At 65.0% G+C, this 17546-nt stretch carries 13 protein-coding genes; 5 read left to right on the top strand and 8 right to left on the bottom strand.

The features are described from left to right. Nucleotides 1-16: 16 nt before the first annotated feature. The 3 genes from C8K18_RS00410 to C8K18_RS00400 all read right to left on the bottom strand — a co-directional run bounded on the left by C8K18_RS00410 (nt 17) and on the right by C8K18_RS00400 (nt 3349). Entirely contained in the window at nt 17-1744 is a 1728-nt protein-coding gene (locus tag C8K18_RS00410) for an FAD-dependent monooxygenase (RefSeq protein WP_053858599.1), read from the bottom strand. Nucleotides 1745-1931: 187 nt separating this feature from the next. Beyond that, complete coding sequence (locus tag C8K18_RS00405; RefSeq protein WP_107706401.1) at nt 1932-2993, bottom strand: cation diffusion facilitator family transporter; 1062 nt, start codon at nt 2991-2993, stop codon at nt 1932-1934. Continuing rightward, complete coding sequence (locus C8K18_RS00400; RefSeq protein WP_181324776.1) at nt 2990-3349, bottom strand: helix-turn-helix transcriptional regulator; 360 nt, start codon at nt 3347-3349, stop codon at nt 2990-2992. Before C8K18_RS00400 ends, C8K18_RS00405 begins: the two co-directional genes overlap by 4 nt. 125 nt (nt 3350-3474) lie before the next feature. On the opposite strand from C8K18_RS00400, the gene C8K18_RS00395 reads away from it, so the two are divergent. Continuing rightward, nucleotides 3475-5322 carry a tetratricopeptide repeat protein gene (locus C8K18_RS00395; protein ID WP_107706400.1) on the top strand — a complete coding sequence of 616 codons (1848 nt, stop codon included), beginning with the start codon at nt 3475-3477 and terminating at the stop codon, nt 5320-5322. Between the two features lie 197 nt (nt 5323-5519). Here the strand turns inward: C8K18_RS00395 and C8K18_RS00390 are convergent, their stop codons facing one another. Continuing rightward, entirely contained in the window at nt 5520-6821 is a 1302-nt protein-coding gene (locus C8K18_RS00390) for an MFS transporter (RefSeq protein ID WP_107706782.1), read from the bottom strand. A 347-nt stretch (nt 6822-7168) separates the two neighbouring features. Here C8K18_RS00390 and C8K18_RS00385 point away from each other — a divergent pair, with 347 nt between their 5' ends. Then, the gene (locus C8K18_RS00385) at nt 7169-7702 is read left to right on the top strand and encodes a GNAT family N-acetyltransferase (RefSeq protein WP_029967924.1); all 534 of its coding nucleotides are present in this window, start codon (nt 7169-7171) and stop codon (nt 7700-7702) included. Between the two features lie 1506 nt (nt 7703-9208). On the opposite strand, the gene C8K18_RS33005 is transcribed toward C8K18_RS00385, so the two are convergent. The 4 genes from C8K18_RS33005 to C8K18_RS00360 form a co-directional block, all read right to left on the bottom strand. Then, nucleotides 9209-9640: a hypothetical protein gene (locus tag C8K18_RS33005; protein WP_132384526.1), complete on the bottom strand. Its 432-nt coding sequence runs from the start codon at nt 9638-9640 to the stop codon at nt 9209-9211. A 176-nt stretch (nt 9641-9816) separates the two neighbouring features. Then, entirely contained in the window at nt 9817-10566 is a 750-nt protein-coding gene (locus C8K18_RS00370; protein WP_107710728.1) for a DUF2968 domain-containing protein, read from the bottom strand. Nucleotides 10567-11001: 435 nt separating this feature from the next. Continuing rightward, nucleotides 11002-12600, bottom strand: a complete 1599-nt coding sequence (locus C8K18_RS00365; protein ID WP_107710727.1) for a gamma-glutamyl-gamma-aminobutyrate hydrolase family protein — start codon at nt 12598-12600, stop codon at nt 11002-11004. A 128-nt stretch (nt 12601-12728) separates the two neighbouring features. Then, entirely contained in the window at nt 12729-14486 is a 1758-nt protein-coding gene (locus C8K18_RS00360) for a cation:proton antiporter (RefSeq protein ID WP_107710726.1), read from the bottom strand. Between the two features lie 181 nt (nt 14487-14667). Between C8K18_RS00360 and C8K18_RS00355 the strand changes: the two genes are divergently transcribed. The 3 genes from C8K18_RS00355 to C8K18_RS00345 all read left to right on the top strand — a co-directional run bounded on the left by C8K18_RS00355 (nt 14668) and on the right by C8K18_RS00345 (nt 17482). Next, nucleotides 14668-15354, top strand: coding sequence for a DUF2848 domain-containing protein (locus C8K18_RS00355; protein WP_107710725.1), 687 nt, complete (start codon nt 14668-14670; stop codon nt 15352-15354). Nucleotides 15355-15361: 7 nt separating this feature from the next. Then, nucleotides 15362-16723 carry an MFS transporter gene (locus tag C8K18_RS00350; protein WP_029967936.1) on the top strand — a complete coding sequence of 454 codons (1362 nt, stop codon included), beginning with the start codon at nt 15362-15364 and terminating at the stop codon, nt 16721-16723. A gap of 78 nt (nt 16724-16801) precedes the next feature. Continuing rightward, a complete protein-coding gene (locus tag C8K18_RS00345) occupies nt 16802-17482 on the top strand; it encodes a GntR family transcriptional regulator (RefSeq protein WP_029967938.1) in 681 nt (226 codons plus the stop codon). Nucleotides 17483-17546 lie beyond the last annotated feature (64 nt).

The following is a 17546-nucleotide window of genomic DNA, read 5'->3' as shown; positions in this document are numbered from 1 at the left end:
GTGCATGACGGCCGTCTCACACGGCCGTCTGCTCCGGTATCTGACCATCGACGGTGAACCACGCTTCACAGTGCCGCAGCAGGCCGTTCAGATCGGAGCCTGTGCGTCCGCGCGCGCTGATGTAGCCGTCGGGCCGCAGCAGATAAAACGACGGCCGCGTGCGTCCATACGATTCGGCCAGCGACGGCCCGCCGTCGCCGCTCGTATCCGTCACGCGCCAGATGCGCACCGCCCCTTCCAATAGCTTCTCCATGTCGGCCGTCAGCCGCTCGAGTTCGGCGTCGGCCGGCGGCGCGTGCTTTGCGTCGGGATCGAGCGGTTTGTCATCGGCGGGCAACGGAGGCACCAGCAGAAACAGCGAGAAAAATGCCGGGTCGTGCAGATCGTAAATGCAGCCGATGCCGGGCGCGCGCCCAAGCGGACCGTCGACCACATGCACGACCGCATCCGGCGCGCGTTCGCCCGCGCGCGGCCCACCGTCGAGCACGCGCTCGAGCGTCAGCGGACTGCGCCGGTACTGGATCGACAACTCGCTGATCGTGAGCCGCGCCGCGTCGCGCAGCGGACCGAGCGCGGCAAGAACCGGCATCACCCGCTCGCGCAGCAGCTTGAGCGGACCGTGATCCGCCTCGGCCATCTGCGTGATGAAGCCGGTTTGCCGCAGCACGTCGCGCTCGATCGGATGCCGCTCGATATGGTAGGTGTCGAGCAGGCGATCGGGCGCGGCACCCTTAAATACGCGCGCGAGCTTCCAGCCGAGATTGAACGCTTCCTGGATGCCCGTGTTCATGCCTTGCGCGCCGGCCGGGCTGTGCACATGCGCGGCGTCGCCGGCAAGGAACACGCGCCCGACGCGCAGGCGCTCCACCATCCGGCTGTTCACATGGAAGTACGAGGACCACGCAAGCTCGGATACGTCGACGCGTTCATGCACGCGCCTTGCCACGAGCGCCTTGCATTCGTCGAGCGACGGCGCTCGCACACGTGCGAGCGGCGGCTCGCCGAGCACCACCGGCGAGAGCGGCGCGGCAGCGACCGGCGTCGGCTCCACCGCATGATCCGCGATCAGACGATGCCGGCCGTGTCCCATCGGAAACAGTGCAACGAGACCTTCGCCTGAAGCGAAGATGTGAAATTCGTCGTCGGGCCAATCGGTTTCGGCATGAACATCGGCGAGCAGAAAGGTCTGCTCCGACGTCTTGCCCACGAAGTTCAGGCCGAGCCCGTGGCGGATCGCGCTGTGCGCGCCATCGGCGGCGATCATGTAGGACGGACGCAGCGTTTCCGTGTGACCGTCGGCGCGCCGCAGCGTCGCCTGAACGCCGACCGAGCCTTGCGAGAACATCGTGAGTTCGACGCCGCGCTCGATCGTCACGCCGAGCGTCGCGAGATGCTCGGTGAGCAAACGCTCGGTCACCGACTGATCGAGAAACAGCAGATACGGATAGCGCGTGTGCAGCGGATCGAAGTCGAGCTGCGCGAGGCGCATGCCGTTCGAAAACAGATTGGCGACGCGCGCGCGATGGCCGAGTTCGAGAAACCGTTCGGCCAGCCGATGCTGCTCCAGCAGTTCAAGCGTGCGCGCCTGAATGCCGATGGCCCGCGAATACGGGTTCGGCTGCATCGCGCGGTCGATGAGACGCACGGGAATGTGAGCGCGCGCGAGACTCATGGCGGCGGCGAGCCCGGTCGGCCCCGCACCGACGATCAGCACCGGCGACGCATTATTAGCAGCAGCGTTCATGCGAAACTCCGCAGACCACAGTGCGCTCTAGTGTACAACCCGCGCCCGCGCGCCGGACGGCGGGCTGCATCGGATGCGAGGCGTATCGCGCATAGCGGTCGGGCTCGCGGCGGCCGTCCGCGCTTGCGTGTTCCGCGATGTACGTTGGCGACGCGTTATGCATGAATGCGCGCTTTCGTCGCGTGCTTCAGCGCGCAGTGTGCGGATGCTCCATCGCGCAACGATGATCGGTCGTGCCGAGGTCCACTTGCAGCGTCGCGTGCTGCATCGAAAAACGTTCGCGCAACGCGAGCACGATGCCGTCGAGCCCCTCGTCGCCGGGATGGCCTGCCGGCATCACGAGATGCGCGCTGAGCGCGTTGCCGGTCGTGGACAGCGCCCAGATGTGCAGATCGTGCACGTCCTCGACACCGGGCTGATCCGCGAGATAGTCGCGGATGCGCTCGACATCGACGCCCGAGGGCACCGCATTGAGCGCGAGGCGCACCGAGTCGCGCAACAGACCCCACGTACCGTAGACGACAACCGCGACCACGAGCAGGCTCATCAGCGGGTCGAGCCACGTCCAGTTGGTGTAGAGAATCACGAGGCCGCTGATCGCGACCGCCGCGGACACGCCGGCGTCGGCGGCCATGTGCAGAAAGGCGCCGCGGATGTTGAGGTCTTCCTTCTGCCCGCGCATGAAGAGACACGCGGACAGTCCGTTGACGACCATGCCCACCGCCGCGACGACGAACACCGCGAGGCCCGCGACGGGCGCGGGGTTCATCAGCCGGTCGATGGCCTCCGCGACGATCACGCCGCATGCGAACAGCAACAACGCCGCATTCGCCAGCGACGCGAGAATCGACGAACTGCCGTAGCCGAACGTGTAGCGCGCGGAAGGACGGCGTGTCGCGAGCCAGGCGGCGCCCCAGGCCAGCAGCAGGCCGAGCACGTCGGAGAGATTGTGGCCGGCGTCGGCGAGCAGCGCGGTCGAATGCGCGAGCACGCCGTACACGGCCTGGATCACGACGATCGCGACGTTCAGCGCGACGGCCAGCGCGAACGCGAAGCCGTGGCCGGCTACGGGCGCGTGGTGGTGATGATGGCCGTGGGCGTGGTCGTGGCTGTGTGAGTGCGAGTGGTGTGTGCCGTGGTTGTGGCCGTGGTTGTGGCCGTGGTCGTCGTGGTGGTGGTGTTCGCCGTGACCGTGACTGTGACTGTGCGTGTCCTGTTGCCCATCTTCTCTTTCTTCGATTGTCTTCATGGCAGATCCAATGCGTCGTCACTGGCAGGCTCGGCGACGTGTTCAAGCATGCCGGCCAGCATCGCGCTGATGTGGCGATCGGCGGCGAAATAGAAAACCTGTTTGCCCTGCCGCTGCGCCCGCACGATCCGCGCCGCGCGCAACAGCCGCAAATGATGACTCACGAGCGACGGCGACAAACCGAGCTCGTCGGCAATCGCACCGACCGCGCGCCGGCCGTCGACGCAGGCGAGCACGATGCGCAGCCGCGTCGGATCGCCGAGCAGGCGAAACAGATCGGCGAGCGGCGCGACGCTTTTTGCCGCGTGCGGCTCGAAGCCCGCAGGCGATGGCGCAGAGACCGTAGCAGGAATCATGGCAGCGTACATATGAACAGGTATTCACAGGTTAAGCGAAAGCCGCGCAACGGGTCAAACCGGAGCGAGCCTCCGCGAGTGTGGGAAAATGCGGCCTCTGCCTCACCCGACTACCATCCCCCGTCATGCAACCTGTATTTGACCGCGCTTTCGCGGCGCATCGTGACGGCCGCCTCGACGACGCCGAACGCGGCTACCGCGCGACGCTCGACGGCAATCCCGCGCACGTCGACGCGTTGCATCTGCTGGGCGTGCTGCGCCATCAGCAGGGCCAGCACGCCGAAGCCGCCGAGCTGGTGCGGCGCGCGGTCAACCTGCGCCCGCAAGACGCCGCGCTGCAGCTGAACCTCGGCAACGCGCTGAAGGCGCTCGGCCAGATCGACGAGGCCATCGACCAGTTCCGCAACGCGCTGACGCTCGCGCCGTCGTTCCCGATGGCGCACTACAACCTCGGCAACGCGTATGCGGCAACGGGCCGTCACGAGGACGCCGCGGACGCGTTCCGCCGTTCGTTGCACCTGCAACCGGACGACGCGTCGTCGCACAACAATCTCGGCAACGCGCTGCACGCGCTCGGACGTCACGAGGAAGCCATCGCGTCGTTCCGGCGCACGCTCGAGCTGCGCCCCGGACACGCGGGCGCGCTGAACAACATGGGCATGTCGCTCAATGCGCTCGGCCGCGCGGACGAAGCGATTCCCTGCTTCAAGGCCGCGTTGGCCGCCGAGCCGCGCTTCGTCGCCGCGCATTTCAACCTCGCCAATACGTTCGACGCCACCGGCCGCCACGCGCAAGCCGTCGCGTCGTTCGAAGCGGCGCTCGCGTTGCAGCCGAACCTGCCGCCCGCCATCTACGGCATGGGCAATGCGCTGGCCGCGCTCGGGCGCCACACGGAGGCGATACCGTATCTCGAACGCTCGGTCGGGCTCGATCCGCAATTCGCGCTCGCCTGGCTGAGCCTCGGCACCGCGCACCAGGCGCTGGGCGCGCACGCCACCGCGCTTCGCGCATTCGATCAGGCGTTGCGCTTGCAGCCCGATCTCGCGTCCGCGCATATGAACCGCGCGCTCGCGTGGCTCGCGTTGGGCGATTTCGCGCGCGGCCTGCCGGAATACGAATGGCGTCTGCAAACCGTCGCCGAACCGGCCATCGAGACCGTGCCGCGCTGGCACGGCGAGCCGGCCGCGCAGCGCACGCTGCTGATCCACGCGGAACAGGGTTTCGGCGATACGCTGCAGTTCGTGCGCTTCGTCCCGCTCGCCGCGCAGCGTGCGGCGCGCGTCGTGCTAGAAGTGCAGCCACCGTTGCTGCCGCTGCTCGCGCCGGTCGCGGAAGCCTGGCGCGTGACGCTCATCGCGCGAGGCGCGCCGCGTCCCGCCGCCGACATCCAATGCCCGTTGCTCAGCTTGCCGCTCGCGCTCGGCACGACGTTCGCCACGATTCCCGAGCGCACGCCTTATTTGAGCGCGCCGCCCGCGTATCGGCGCAAATGGCGCGGTTCGATCGGCGGCCAGGCGAAGCGTAAGATCGGGCTCGCGTGGTCCGGGCGCATCCAGCAAAACGAAACGCGTTCGATGCCGCTCGCCGCGCTCGAGCCGCTTTTCGCGCTCGAAGGCATCGACTGGATTGTGCTGCAGCCTCACCTCAGCGCCGAAGAACGCGCGGCGCTCGACGGGCATCCGCGCGCCGGGTCGATTCATCGGTTCGACGAGCGGATCGGCGACTTCGCGGATACGGCGGCGATCATCGAACGGCTCGATGCGGTGGTGTCGATCGATACGTCGATTGCGCATCTCGCCGGTGCGCTGCGCAAGCCGCTGTGGCTGATGCTGCCGTTCGCGCCCGACTGGCGCTGGTGTCACGACGACACGCGCAGCCCGTGGTACGCCAGTGCGAAGCTGGTGCGCCAGCCAAGGCCGGGTGCGTGGCGCGAAGTGGTGGAAGCCGTCGCGGAAGAACTGCGCCGCGGCTAGCGTCGCGCGTTGAACAAAGCGCTGAACAAGCGTTGAATCCGCGCGAAAACCGCGAGTCAGGCAAACAAACAAAAACCCTGCAGCGAAGCTCGCGTGCAGGGTTTTAATGACCATCTCAATGCGACCCCGCGTTCTGGCGAGCGCGGGGTTTTCTTTTATGCGCCGATGCCGCAGCAGGCGTCAGCGCGCGCCACGCCTCACGCGCCCTTGTATTGATTGCGCGATTCAGGCGTGCGGTACAACACGAGCGTCGCGATCAGTCCGCAGATCGCCGCCACGCCGAGGAAGATACCCGGCGCCGCCTTGTTTTCGGTGGAATGAATCAGTAACGTCGAAATGGCCGGCGTGAAGCCGCCGATCGTCGTCGCGAGACTGTAGGCCAGCGAAAAGCCCGCAGTGCGCACTTCGACCGGCATCACTTCGGTCAGCGCGACGACCATTGCGCCGTTGTAGCTGCCGTACAGGAACGACAGCCACAGCTCGACCGTGAGCAGACGCGCGAACGACGGCTCGGCGACGAGCCATTGCAGCGCCGGATAAGCGCTCACAATGGTCAGCGCGGTAAAAGCCAGCAGCACCGGACGACGGCCGATGCGATCCGACAGCGCGCCCGCGAGCGGCAGCCAGATCAGATTCGACAGGCCGATACACACGGTGACGACGAGCGTGTCGATCGCCGACAGCTTCAGCACTTCCTTGCCGAACGTCGGCGTGTAAGCGGTGATCATGTAGAACGACACCGTCGTCATGATGACCATGCCCATGCCGCCCAGCACCGTGACCCAGTTCGCGGCCATGCTCTTCATGATCTCGCCCATGCCCGGACGATGCTTGCGCGCGGAGAACTCCGCGGTTTCCTTCAGCGAACGGCGGATCATGAACAGGAACGGCACGATCAGGCAGCCGATCAAAAACGGCACGCGCCAGCCCCATGCGCTCATCTGGTCGGCGGGCAGCGTCTTGTTGAGCATCACGCCGATCAGCGCGGCGAACACCACGGCGACCTGCTGGCTGCCCGACTGCCACGCGCAATAGAAGCCCTTGTTTCCCTTGGTGGCAATTTCCGACAGATACACCGACACGCCGCCGAGTTCGACGCCCGCGGAAAAGCCTTGCAGCAGCCGGCCGAACAGCACGAGCACCGGTGCGAGCACGCCGATCGTCGCGTAGCCTGGAATCGACGCCACCGTGAGCGTGCCGAGCGCCATCAGGCCGAGCGTGAGGATGAGCCCCTTGCGCCGGCCATGATGATCGATGTACGCGCCGAGGACGATCGCGCCGAGCGGCCGCATCAGGAAGCCCGCGCCGAACACGGACAGCGAGAGCATCAGCGACGCAAATTCGCTGCCGCTCGGAAAGTAGGTCTTGGCGATCGCGGACGCGTAGTAGCCATAGACCATGAAGTCGTACATCTCAAGAAAGTTGCCGCTGACCACGCGGAACACTGTCTTGACCTTGGATTCTTCCGACGAAGAAATAGCGTGGGACGCTGTTGACATTGACGTTCTCTGATAAGCCCACGCCGCGCGAACGACGGCGATCTGGCAGTTGAAACGGGCCGCCTTGTCGAACTGGCGGATGCCACAGGCAAACGGCCGCTGCGGATAGCGCCGCGCCGAGGGGCGCAGCATTTTGCAAGCGAAGGCGCTGGAGCGGTATCAGGGTAAACGTTGTGAACCGCCGGGAGCCGCGCCGCCACATGTTACCGTCGATGGCACTGTTGCGTATTCCCTACATTTTCATTACAGCCGGCCCGGCGGCGGGCGGCCGCTAAAATTGCGATTCAGCCATTCCCGTCGATGCCGTTCCCATCCTTCCCATCCTTCCCACGCTTCCCATGCCTCTCATGCAGACCGCCCCTGCCTTGTCGCTGCGCACCGCCACCGTCGCCGACACCGCGCTCATCGCGTCGATTCACACCACGAGTTGGCGCGCCACTTACCGTGGCCTGCTGCCCGACGCTTTTCTCGACGGCGAGGTCGCGCAGGAACGCGCCGACTGGTGGCAGGCGCGCATGCGCGCGCCGGGCGGCGAGCGCCGCATCGTGCTGATCGCGGTGCTGGACGATAAGCCGATCGGCTTCGTGTGTGTCGAGCGTCAGCCGGAGTCCGCGTGGGGCGTGCTGCTCGATAACCTTCACGCACTGCCGGGCTACCAGGGAATCGGCGTCGGGAAGCTGTTGATGCGCGCCGCCAAAGACTGGGCTCGTACGCAAGGTGAGACGCAGCTGCATCTGTATGTGCTCGAAGGCAATATGCCCGCGATCGGCTTTTATGAGCGGCAAGGCTGGCAGTTCGCCGGCGCGGAACCGGACCGCATGGGCGGCGTGGACATCACTGCGCTGCGTTATGTTTATCGATTGGACGGGGCTGGCGTTTGATCCGCGTTTGACCGACGTTTGTCGTGTCCGTTAGCGCAGATCCAGGAAGTATCCGCAGGTACTTTGCGAAGCTTCCGAGCGTTACGGCGTTTCATTCCAGCGCATCATCTTCTCTTCCCGACGATGGCTTTCCACGCACGGCGCCGATGCGTCCTTCGCATGCGTGCGAGCGCGTGTTGGTGGGTTGCTGCGCCTCTGCGCTCTGGCCCTCGCATGCACGCGCGAGGCGCTTTCGCGTGATGTTTTTGCGTAGCGTTTTTGCGTAGCGTTTTTACGTAGTGCTGCGAGCCCCTCGTCACCGACCCACGGATGCCCAGGCGGCGTCCCTCCCCGAGGCGCTGCAAGAGAGCGATGTCCACCACACCGTTAACCGTAGTCGAAGGCGCGATGGCGTTGCCGCGCTCGCGCCCGTTCAATGATGTGCCGGCGCCATTTGGCCGCGGCTGGACCTTGCTCGCGCCATGCTATTCGCTGGACAGGGGGCTACACGGGCTATACCGCGCGGTCCTCGAAACGTTTGATTTGAGCCAGCAGCCGATTCGCTCGTTTTGTCGATGGGTGGCGCCGGAGGGTCGGCGTGAGGATGCGGTAGTTGCGATGGCTGCAGGGTCGGTGGGTGGCGAGGGGGCGTCGCGGATTGGCGAAGGGGTGGAGGCCGAGGCGTTGGAGGTTCCGTGGGGGGTGGCGTCTGCGGGTTCTGCGGGTTCTGCGGGTTCTGCGGGTTCTGCGGGTTCTGCGGGTTCTGCGGCTTCTGCGGCTTCTGCGGCTTCTGCGGCTTCGGTGGCTTCGGTGGCTTCTGCGCGCTCGGTGGATTTGATGCCGCCGGTGGGTTCGGCTTGGACGGATGCGCCGTTGCTCGCCGACGCATTGCCTTTCGCACAAGCTGCCGTTTCGCCGGATGCTTGCGCAACCGAGACAACACATCCTTCAGAAGCCGCACGGCGCGCGCCTCGCGCGCTATTCCCGCCGCGGTGGGCGCTCGCGGGCGGCGTCTGCGCTGTGAGCGGCGCGGCACTGCTTACGTGGATGGCCACCCATGACGGCGCTTCGCATCCGCGCAACGGTCACGACATGAAATCCGCGGAAGGAGCCGTTGCCGTCCCCAACACGATGGCTGCGCAAACTCCGTTGCGCCGCGGCGCCGACAGTTCCAACAAGATCCACGAAGCCGTGCGCGCGAAGCCCGCGAGTGCAGCTTCCGCGACGCAGCTTGCGCGTGCCGCGTCAGCGCCGGAAGCGGACCGAGGCATTGTCGTCGGCGCGACCGCGGGACGCCCGGAAACAGCAAAGCCGATCGAGCCGCGCATGCCGGCAGGCAGGTCGATCACACGCGCACGCGAGCAGCTTGCTGCAAGGAAAGACGGTCGTCATGTGGACATGCGACGGCATCTTGCAGATGGCGCCGCGGTGAGCCATCGGCGGTATGCAGCCGTCGACGCGTCGAGCATCGCAGCGCAAGCGACCGCGCCGCGAACGATCGTCAAGCCGTCCGTTGCGGGTGCATACTCACCGCTTCGGCCGGCGCAGTTGGGCACGCACGATTACGCGTCGATGGACATGAGCGCGGGCGTCGGTAGCAGCGGTCGCGCGCAAGCGGCGCAAATGGCGCAGTCGGCGCAATGGTCGCAAGTAGCGGAAGAAGTCCAACAGGCCCGAGACGCCGAACGCCGCCGAGACGCTCAAGACGCGCAACCCATAGAACAAGCGCAACGGGGGAAACTGGCGCAACAAACGCAGCAGGCCAAACCAGTGCAACAAGCGCAACAGGCGAAACCGGTGCAGGACGCCCAACAGGCCCAAGACGCGCAGCGCCCGCGAGACGCCCAGGACGCACAACGCATCCAGCAAGCGCAGCAGGCGAAACCGATCCAGCAAGCGCAGGAGCCGAAATTGGCGCAGCCTGCGCAACAAGCGAAACCGGCGCAACAAGCGCAACAACCCCAACCACCCTCATCCGCGAATCCATCGCCGAACACCAACCCGCAATGGATAAACCGACTCTCGCAGCGCCGCGTGACCGAGGTCCCCGACCAATTCACTCGATAGCCCTGCAACGCGCGCCATAAAAAAACCCGGCTATCCAAGCCGGGTTTTTTCGCACTCCAACCGCGCCTTTACTTCTGGCCTGGCAGACCCATTTCCATCTGCCGTTGCAGTAGCATGACCTGCCCCTGCACCTGCCGCAGTTGCGCCTGTGCGCGTTCCTTCTCTTCACGCAACGCGGCTGCTTCGTCCTGCGTCTGGCGCTGGTAGTCGTTGACCTTCGCCTGCTGCGTGCGCGCGACTTCCAGATCGGCTTGCAGGCGCTTCGCCCGGTCTTCGGACAACGCAATAACGTCTTCAATGTACAGCTTCTGCGCCTGCAACTGCGTGCGGCGAATCTCGACCTCGGCAAGCTGCGCGGTTTGCTGCGCGAAGCCCGCGTAAATCGCCTCGGCCCGGCCCGCATCCGCCGACTTGATCACCCGCCAGAAATGCTTGTTCTGAAACAACGCGACGTAGTACGTCAACTCGCGTGGATAGAAAAACAGGCTCGCGCCATAGCTGCCGTTGTAAGTGGTGCGCAGTTCGCTCAGCTTCGTGTCCTGAATCATCTGCATCAACTCGGCGACATTGCCTTGCACTTCGGCCGACGACGACGCCGAAGCCGAAGCCGACGACGCGGATGAAGCCGACGAACCCGACGCCGCATCGCGCAGCGCGTCGGCGACAGGCTGCGGCGTCAGCGTATTGAGGGCCGGCCGCGTGCCGACGATCGGCGCGGCCTCTTCGCCCTGCGCGGCAAGCACAGACCCGCCATGCTGCAACAGCAGACACGACGCCGCGAGCAGCAGGGCGCGCCGTACCAATAAGGGGTGCTTCATATCTGCATGCTCCATGCGGATCCAAAAAACAGCCTTGAATTATCGCGCGGATTTGTGCTTAAGCGAAGCATTGAAGCGTCGCAAAATTGGACTTTAAATCGAGATAAAACTATGGTGTCCGAATTAGGCGACAAAGACGCTTATCGCGAAATCTGAAGAGAGCCGGATGTGAGAAAAGCGCTAATCGCCCGACTCGGGGCGGTCAAAAACAAGATGTGTAAATAACCGTCAACGGCATAAAAAACCGAGGCGCCACCTGGACAGTAGCGCCTCGAAACGAATCAGATTTTCTAGTGGCCGAGCCGCGATCCGATCGGGTCACGTCGCATAGCCGCGCGGCCCAACCGCCCAGGATGTCCGTCGGCGCGCGGGGCGTGCCGCGTAAGCGGCGACGAGCGCGGACGCGCAGGCTGGATGCGGCTACGGCGCACTCGCCTAAAACCGCGTTTCCCGCGCCACCCGCAAGAAAGTATCGAGCAGCGGCGTGCAATCCAGCAGCTCCGGCCCGCCCGCGCGATGAAACTCCGGATGCCACTGCACGCCCATCACGAAAGGCGCGCGCCGATAGCGCACGGCTTCGATGATGCCGTCGGACGCCGACACCGCCTCGATATTCAGATCGCGGCCGAGCGTCTTGACCGCCTGATGGTGAATCGAATTGACAATCACATCGCGCCGCGCCGGGAACATGTTCGCGAGCGTCGACCCGTCCGGGAAATGGATCGCATGGCGGTGCTGATCGTAATCTTCGTTGACGTGCGCGCCCGCCGTCGGCACATCGGTCGCAATGTCCTGATACAGCGTGCCGCCGAACGCCACGTTGATGAGCTGGCAGCCGCGGCACACGCCGAGCACCGGCTTGCCCGACTCGATGAATTCATGCAGCAGTTCCAGCTCGTACATGTCGCGCACGCGGTCGCCGGGCCATTCGGGGCGGGTCGCCGCTTCCGCATACGACTGCGGCGACACGTCCGCGCCGCCTTGCAGCAGCAGCCCGTCGAGATGCTTCGCGTAATCGCGCAAACGGATATTGCTCGGATGCAGCATGCCCTGGTGCCCGACCGTCGGAATCATGAATACGAGCACGTCGCGCGACATCACCCAATGTGCAATCGATTCCTCGAGGTATTGCAGCGTCTTGCCGCGCAGCCCTTTCGCGCCGGGCTCGGGGTGAAAGATGCGCGCCGATACGCCGATGCGCAGCGTGCGCTGCGTGATCCGCTGGCCGGCACGGTCGAATAGCTGCCGCGCGCGCGCCGCGATGATGCGGCCGAACACCGACCACGCCGAATCCGTCTGCTTCAGATAGCGCGGCGGCGAAGGCGGCAATGCATTCGGCGGCGGCGGATTGGTCGCGCTAAAGTCGGGCGCCGCGCCGAAGCCCGGCGGCGGCGAGCCGGCGGGACGCGCGGTGGACGCCGTGGTGGCCTCGGCGTCGAGGACTTCGTCGGTCGAGGTGATCAGTTCGCCTTCGATCGGTTCGCTCGTGAGCGGCGCCGCGCCGCGAGGCTGTGAAGACTGCGTGGGCGGCGCGGGAGGAATGGACGACGCGGCGTCGCGGCCGCGCGTCGTGCGCGCATCGCGTTCATGGACGGCCGCTTCCTGCTTCGCGACCGACGCCGCGGCGGCACTGCGCGCTTCGGCGGCGTCGCGTTGCTGGGCCGTGCGCCTGTCGACGGGCGTCACGGTGGACGCGCTTTCGGGAGCGTCCGTCGACGACCTCGCCGTGGCTTCGGACGAGCCTGGAGGCGCGGAAACCGGCGATGACACCGATGCGCCGCCCCCGGACGAAAGAGCCGCCGCGCGCGCCGCCGTCGATGAGGATGACACCGCAGTCGAAGTCACGGAGTCTTTCACCGGCGACTGAATGGCATCTTCATGCGAGAGGGGCAAGGAAGCCGCCGGTTCGGCGGGCGCTTGACCAGGCGTTGTTGTGGTGCCAGGCGTTGCGGACGTGCCAGGCGTTCCCGCCGTCACCGAAGACGTCGAAGTCCCACCGGCTTGACCGGCGTTTTCAGGTTTGTTTTCGCTCATGACTGTCGGAGGGGCGCCTTCCACGCGAACGAATGAATATGCCCTGATTATCCGCCAGCGTGCCGGACCGGGCAAACGCGCACACAATTGCTCACATTGTCCGGTCGCGCGGCCCACTACCGTCAAACTTAAGGATCAGGCTGTTCGTCGAAAGTTTCGCGCAGCGCGATTTGCATGGCCGCGTGAATCTTCACGCACCAGCGCCAGACAAGCGCGAGCAGCAGCGCCGCACAGATCAGCACGACGGCGAGCAGACCGGTCGGCGGCAGAATCCCGCCCGACAGCGCGGCCACGAGCAGAAACACGCCGACCATGCAAACCACCGGCACCAGATCGGAGATCGCATAGCGTAGCGCGCTCGTGAAGCGCCCCGCCGTCGCGGGCTGCACGCTCACTTCCGCAAGCAGCAACGCGAGCGACTTGGTCTTGCGATAAACCGCCACGAGAAACGGCATCGACACAAGCAAGGCGGCGCTCCACAGCACCACGCGCTGCATCGGCTCGGCGCTGATCCAGTGCGTCAGCAAGCTGCTGATGTAAGGCGCGCCGTAGGACACCATCAGAAAGATCGCGGCGACGAGTGCGAGATTCACCGCGATCTGCAGGATGATTCGCCGCGTCATGCTGAAAAGCGTCGGCTCGCCGCTTCCGGTGCTCAGGCTGCCCAGCCACTGGCTATACATGCCGAACACGTTGACCAGCGTGCGCGGCATAGCGTGAGCCAAACGGCGCGTCAGCGGATCGGCGGCGCGAATCAGATACGGCGTGAATAACGTGGTGAGCGCCGAGACAGCGACCGCGATCGGATACAGAAACGCGCTCGTCACCTTGAGCGTCAAACCAAGCGACGCGATGATGAACGAGAACTCGCCGATCTGCGAAACGGTCATGCCGACGCGCATCGCCGTGCGTCCGTCCTTGCCCGCGAGAAAAGTGCCGAGTCCGCACGACACGATCTTGCCGACGATCACCGCGATCGTGATCACCGCGATCGGCCACGCGTAGTCGACGAGCACAGCCGGATTCAGCATCAAGCCGATGGTCACGAAGAAGATCGCGGAAAACGCATCGCGCAGCGGCGCGATCAGATGCTCGATGCGATGCAGGTGCCGCGACTCGGCCATGATCGCGCCGATCAGAAACGCGCCCAGCGCAATGCTGTAATCGAGCTTGACGACGAGCAGACAGAAGCCGAAGCAGAAGCCGAGCACGGCGACGAGCAGCATCTCGTCGCTGCGGGCGCGCGCCACGTAGTTGAGCGCCCGCGGCACGACGAGAATGCCGACCACCAGCGACACCGTCATGAACAGCAGCAGCTTGCCGAGCGTGACGACGGCGACGCCCGCGCTCAACTCCCCCGTCTGCGCGATGCCGGACAGCAGCACCAGCATCGCGATGGCGAGAATGTCCTCGACGATCAGAATGCCGAACACGAGCTGCGCAAAACTCTCGCGCTTCAGGCCGAGTTCGGACAATGCCTTGACGATGATCGTCGTCGACGAAATCGCGAGTATCGCGCCGAGGAACAGCGAATCCATCGGGCTCCAGCCGAACGCGCTGCCGATCTCATAGCCGAGCCACAACATCAGCACGATTTCGGAAAGCGCCGCGACGATCGCAGTCGCGCCGACCTTGAACAGCTTGCGCAGACTGAATTCGAGACCAAGCGAAAACATCAGGAAAACCACACCGAGTTCGCCGAGCGTCTTGATGGTCTGTTCGTCGTGGATCAACTGAAACGGCGGCGTGTACGGCCCGATGATCACGCCCGCCGCGATATAGCCGAGCACCACCGGCTGCTTCAGGCGATGGAACAGCACCGTGACGACGCCGGCGAGCGCCATCACGACCGCCAGATCCTGAATGAAGCCGATGCCTTCATGCATGCGTCCAATTCCTTACAAAAAGTAATGTCAACGAAGAGTGTAACAAACGCGCGCTCATCGTCGAACCCGCGCCAAATAAAGCGCGACACCTCGCTCGTCCGAGTTGCAAATGTTTTTGACACGCTGGACGCCTGTGAAATATCACAATAATATTTGCCGCATATTTCTTTGGAGCCAAGTGATGCAGCAGGTGTCTTTTCAAGTTCTAGATCGTTCGGGCGCCGCGCGCACCGCGTCGATCAAAGTGGACCGTCTGACGATTGCCGGTTGGGCCGGCCGCGACCAGGCCGCGATCGAGCATCACATTGCCGAATTGGCCGAACTCGGCGTGAAGCGCCCGTCCACTACGCCCTGTTTCTATCGACTCGGCTCCGAACTGCTCACGCAAGCCGAACAGATCGACGTGGTCGGCACGAAGTCGAGCGGCGAAGCGGAATGCGTGCTGGTGCAATCGGATGAAGGTCTGCTCGTCACCGTCGGCTCAGACCACACGGACCGCGAAGTGGAAGCCTATGGCGTGACGGTCTCGAAGCAGGTGTGCCCGAAACCCATCGCGCGCGATGCATGGCGTTTCGACGATGTCCGCGACCATTGGGACCAACTCGAATTGCGCGCGTTTGCGCTCGCGAACGGCGAGCGGCGCGTCTATCAGCAAGGCAGCGTCGCGTCGCTGCTGTCCGCCGCCGATCTGCTCGCGCGCGCCCCGCTTAGCGAAGGCGCGGCCATGTTCTGCGGGACGCTCGCGGTGCAAGGCGGCATCGTCGGCATGGCGGACGGCGACGCGCTCGAACTCGAATTGCACGACCCAGTCCTGAACCGCACGCTGCGCCACGCCTATCGCGTGCGCGCGTTGTCCATCGTCGAATGAGGCACTCATGAGCAACCCCTCGCCGTCCGCCGCGCACCCGTCCGCCGACCCGTCCACCGACGCCTCGCTCGAAGCCGCCGCCATCCGCAAGATCACGTGGCGCATCATGCCGTTCCTGTTTCTCGTCTATGTGCTGTCGTATCTGGATCGCGTCAACATCGGTTATGCGAAGCTGCAGTTCACCGGCGATCTGGGTCTCTCTAACGCGGCGTACGGACTCGGCGCGGGGATTTTCTTCTTCGGCTATTTCGTGTTCGAAGTGCCGAGCAATCTGCTGCTGAAGAAGTTCGGCGCTCGCGCCACGATCGCGCGCATCACGATGCTGTGGGGCCTGCTGTCGTGCCTGATGATGTTCGTGCGCAGCGAAACGATGTTCTACGTGCTGCGCTTTTTTCTTGGCGTCGCCGAAGCCGGGCTCGTGCCGGGCGTGGTGCTCTATCTGACGTTCTGGTTTCCGTCGGACCGGCGCGCGCGGATGGTCGCCGTGTTCATGGCCGCGATTCCGGTGGCGGGCATCATCGGCGCGCCGCTGTCGGGCTTTCTGATGTCGGCGCTGCACGAAGCACACGGCTTGCGCGGCTGGCAGTGGATGTTCCTGATCGAAGGCATTCCGTCGATTCTCGCCGGCTTCTGGGCGCTCGCGGTGTTGCGCAACACGCCCGCCGAAGCCGCCTGGCTCACCGACGATGAAAAGCGCGTGATCCTCGCCCGCCTCTCGCGCGAAAACGCCGCGGCCGCCGCGCAAGGCGCCGAGCATAGCCTCGCGGTCGCGTTGCGCTCGGGCCGCTTCTGGCTGCTCACGCTGATTTACTTTTGCCTCGTCACCGGCAATGCGGGCTTCTCGTTCTGGCTGCCGCAGATCGTCAAGGATCTCGGCGTGACGAACCTCGTCAGCAATGGCTTCGTCACCGCGATTCCGTATCTGGCCGCGGGCATCGGCATGGTTCTGATTGGCCGCTCGTCGGATGTGACGGGCGAGCGCCGCTGGCATTACGCCGTGTGCTGCTTCATCGGCGCGGCGGGGCTGCTCGGCAGCGCGTCGGTCACGAATTCGATTCCGCTTGCGGTCACGGGTTTGTCGATTGCGTATATCGGCATTCTGGCGGGCTTCGGCATTTTCTGGTCGATGTCGACGAGCTTCCTGCAAGGCACGGCCGCCGTCGCGGGCATTGCGGTGATCAACTCGATTGCGAACCTCGCCGGCTATGTGAGCCCGTATGTGCTCGGCATCGTGAAGGACGCGACGCATAGCGTGACGTTCGGGCTCGTGCTGATCGCGGGCGCGCTGATCGTAGGCGGCCTCGTCACGCTGATGATGCCGCGCGTGAAAGTCGAGCACGCAGCGACGGCGGTGCCGGGACGCGCCTGATAGCGCACGGGCCACCCCGCCCGTGCGCACAAAACCTTGCTCTACAATGCCCGGACGACCTAGTCCGCACTCTTTCACATGACGCTTTTGCAGACCGCCCGCCCTCCGCGACCCACCCGAGCGACCGCCAACGCGAGCCTCGCCGAACAGGCGTATGCGTTCGTCAAGCGCGAGATCATCACGATGCGTTTGCGGCCGAGCGAGGTGCTCAACGAGGCGGAGTTGATGGCGCTGACCGGCATCGGCAGAACGCCGGTGCACCAGGCGCTGCACCGGCTCGTGCACGAAGGGATGCTGACCATCATGCCGCGCAAGGGCATCATGGTTCGTCCGGTTTCGCTCGACGACGTGCTGTCGATCATCGACGTGCGCCTCGTCAACGAAAGCTATTGTGTCGAACTCGCCGCGCGCCACGCGCAGCAGCACGACTACGACGCGATGCAGGCGCTGCTCGAACGCTCGGCCGTGTGCGTCGCCGCGCACGACATCGAAGGCATGATGGACATCGACCGCGAATTCCATCTGGCCATTTCGGCGGCCTCGCGCAATGCCGTGCTGGCCGACATTCTGCGCGGGCTGCACGAGCGCTCGCTGCGCTTCTGGTTCATTTCGCTGTCCGAGCCGCATCATCTGGAAGACGTGCACGACGAACATCTCGAACTGTTCCGCCTGCTGCGCGAGCGCGACGCCGAAGGCGCGCGCCGCTCGGTGCAAAAACATATCGAGGCATTCCGCGCGACGCTTTTCAACCGCATCTGATCGACACGCATTTGACCCAGCCGCTTGCGAGTCACGCTAGCGAAGCGGCTTCATACAGTCCAAC

Origin of the sequence: Paraburkholderia sp. GV068, assembly GCF_003058125.1 — a bacterium.
GTDB classification, from domain to species: domain Bacteria; phylum Pseudomonadota; class Gammaproteobacteria; order Burkholderiales; family Burkholderiaceae; genus Paraburkholderia; species Paraburkholderia graminis.
Note: the sequence above shows the minus strand (reverse complement) of the source record. Positions and strands in the feature narration are given on the sequence as shown.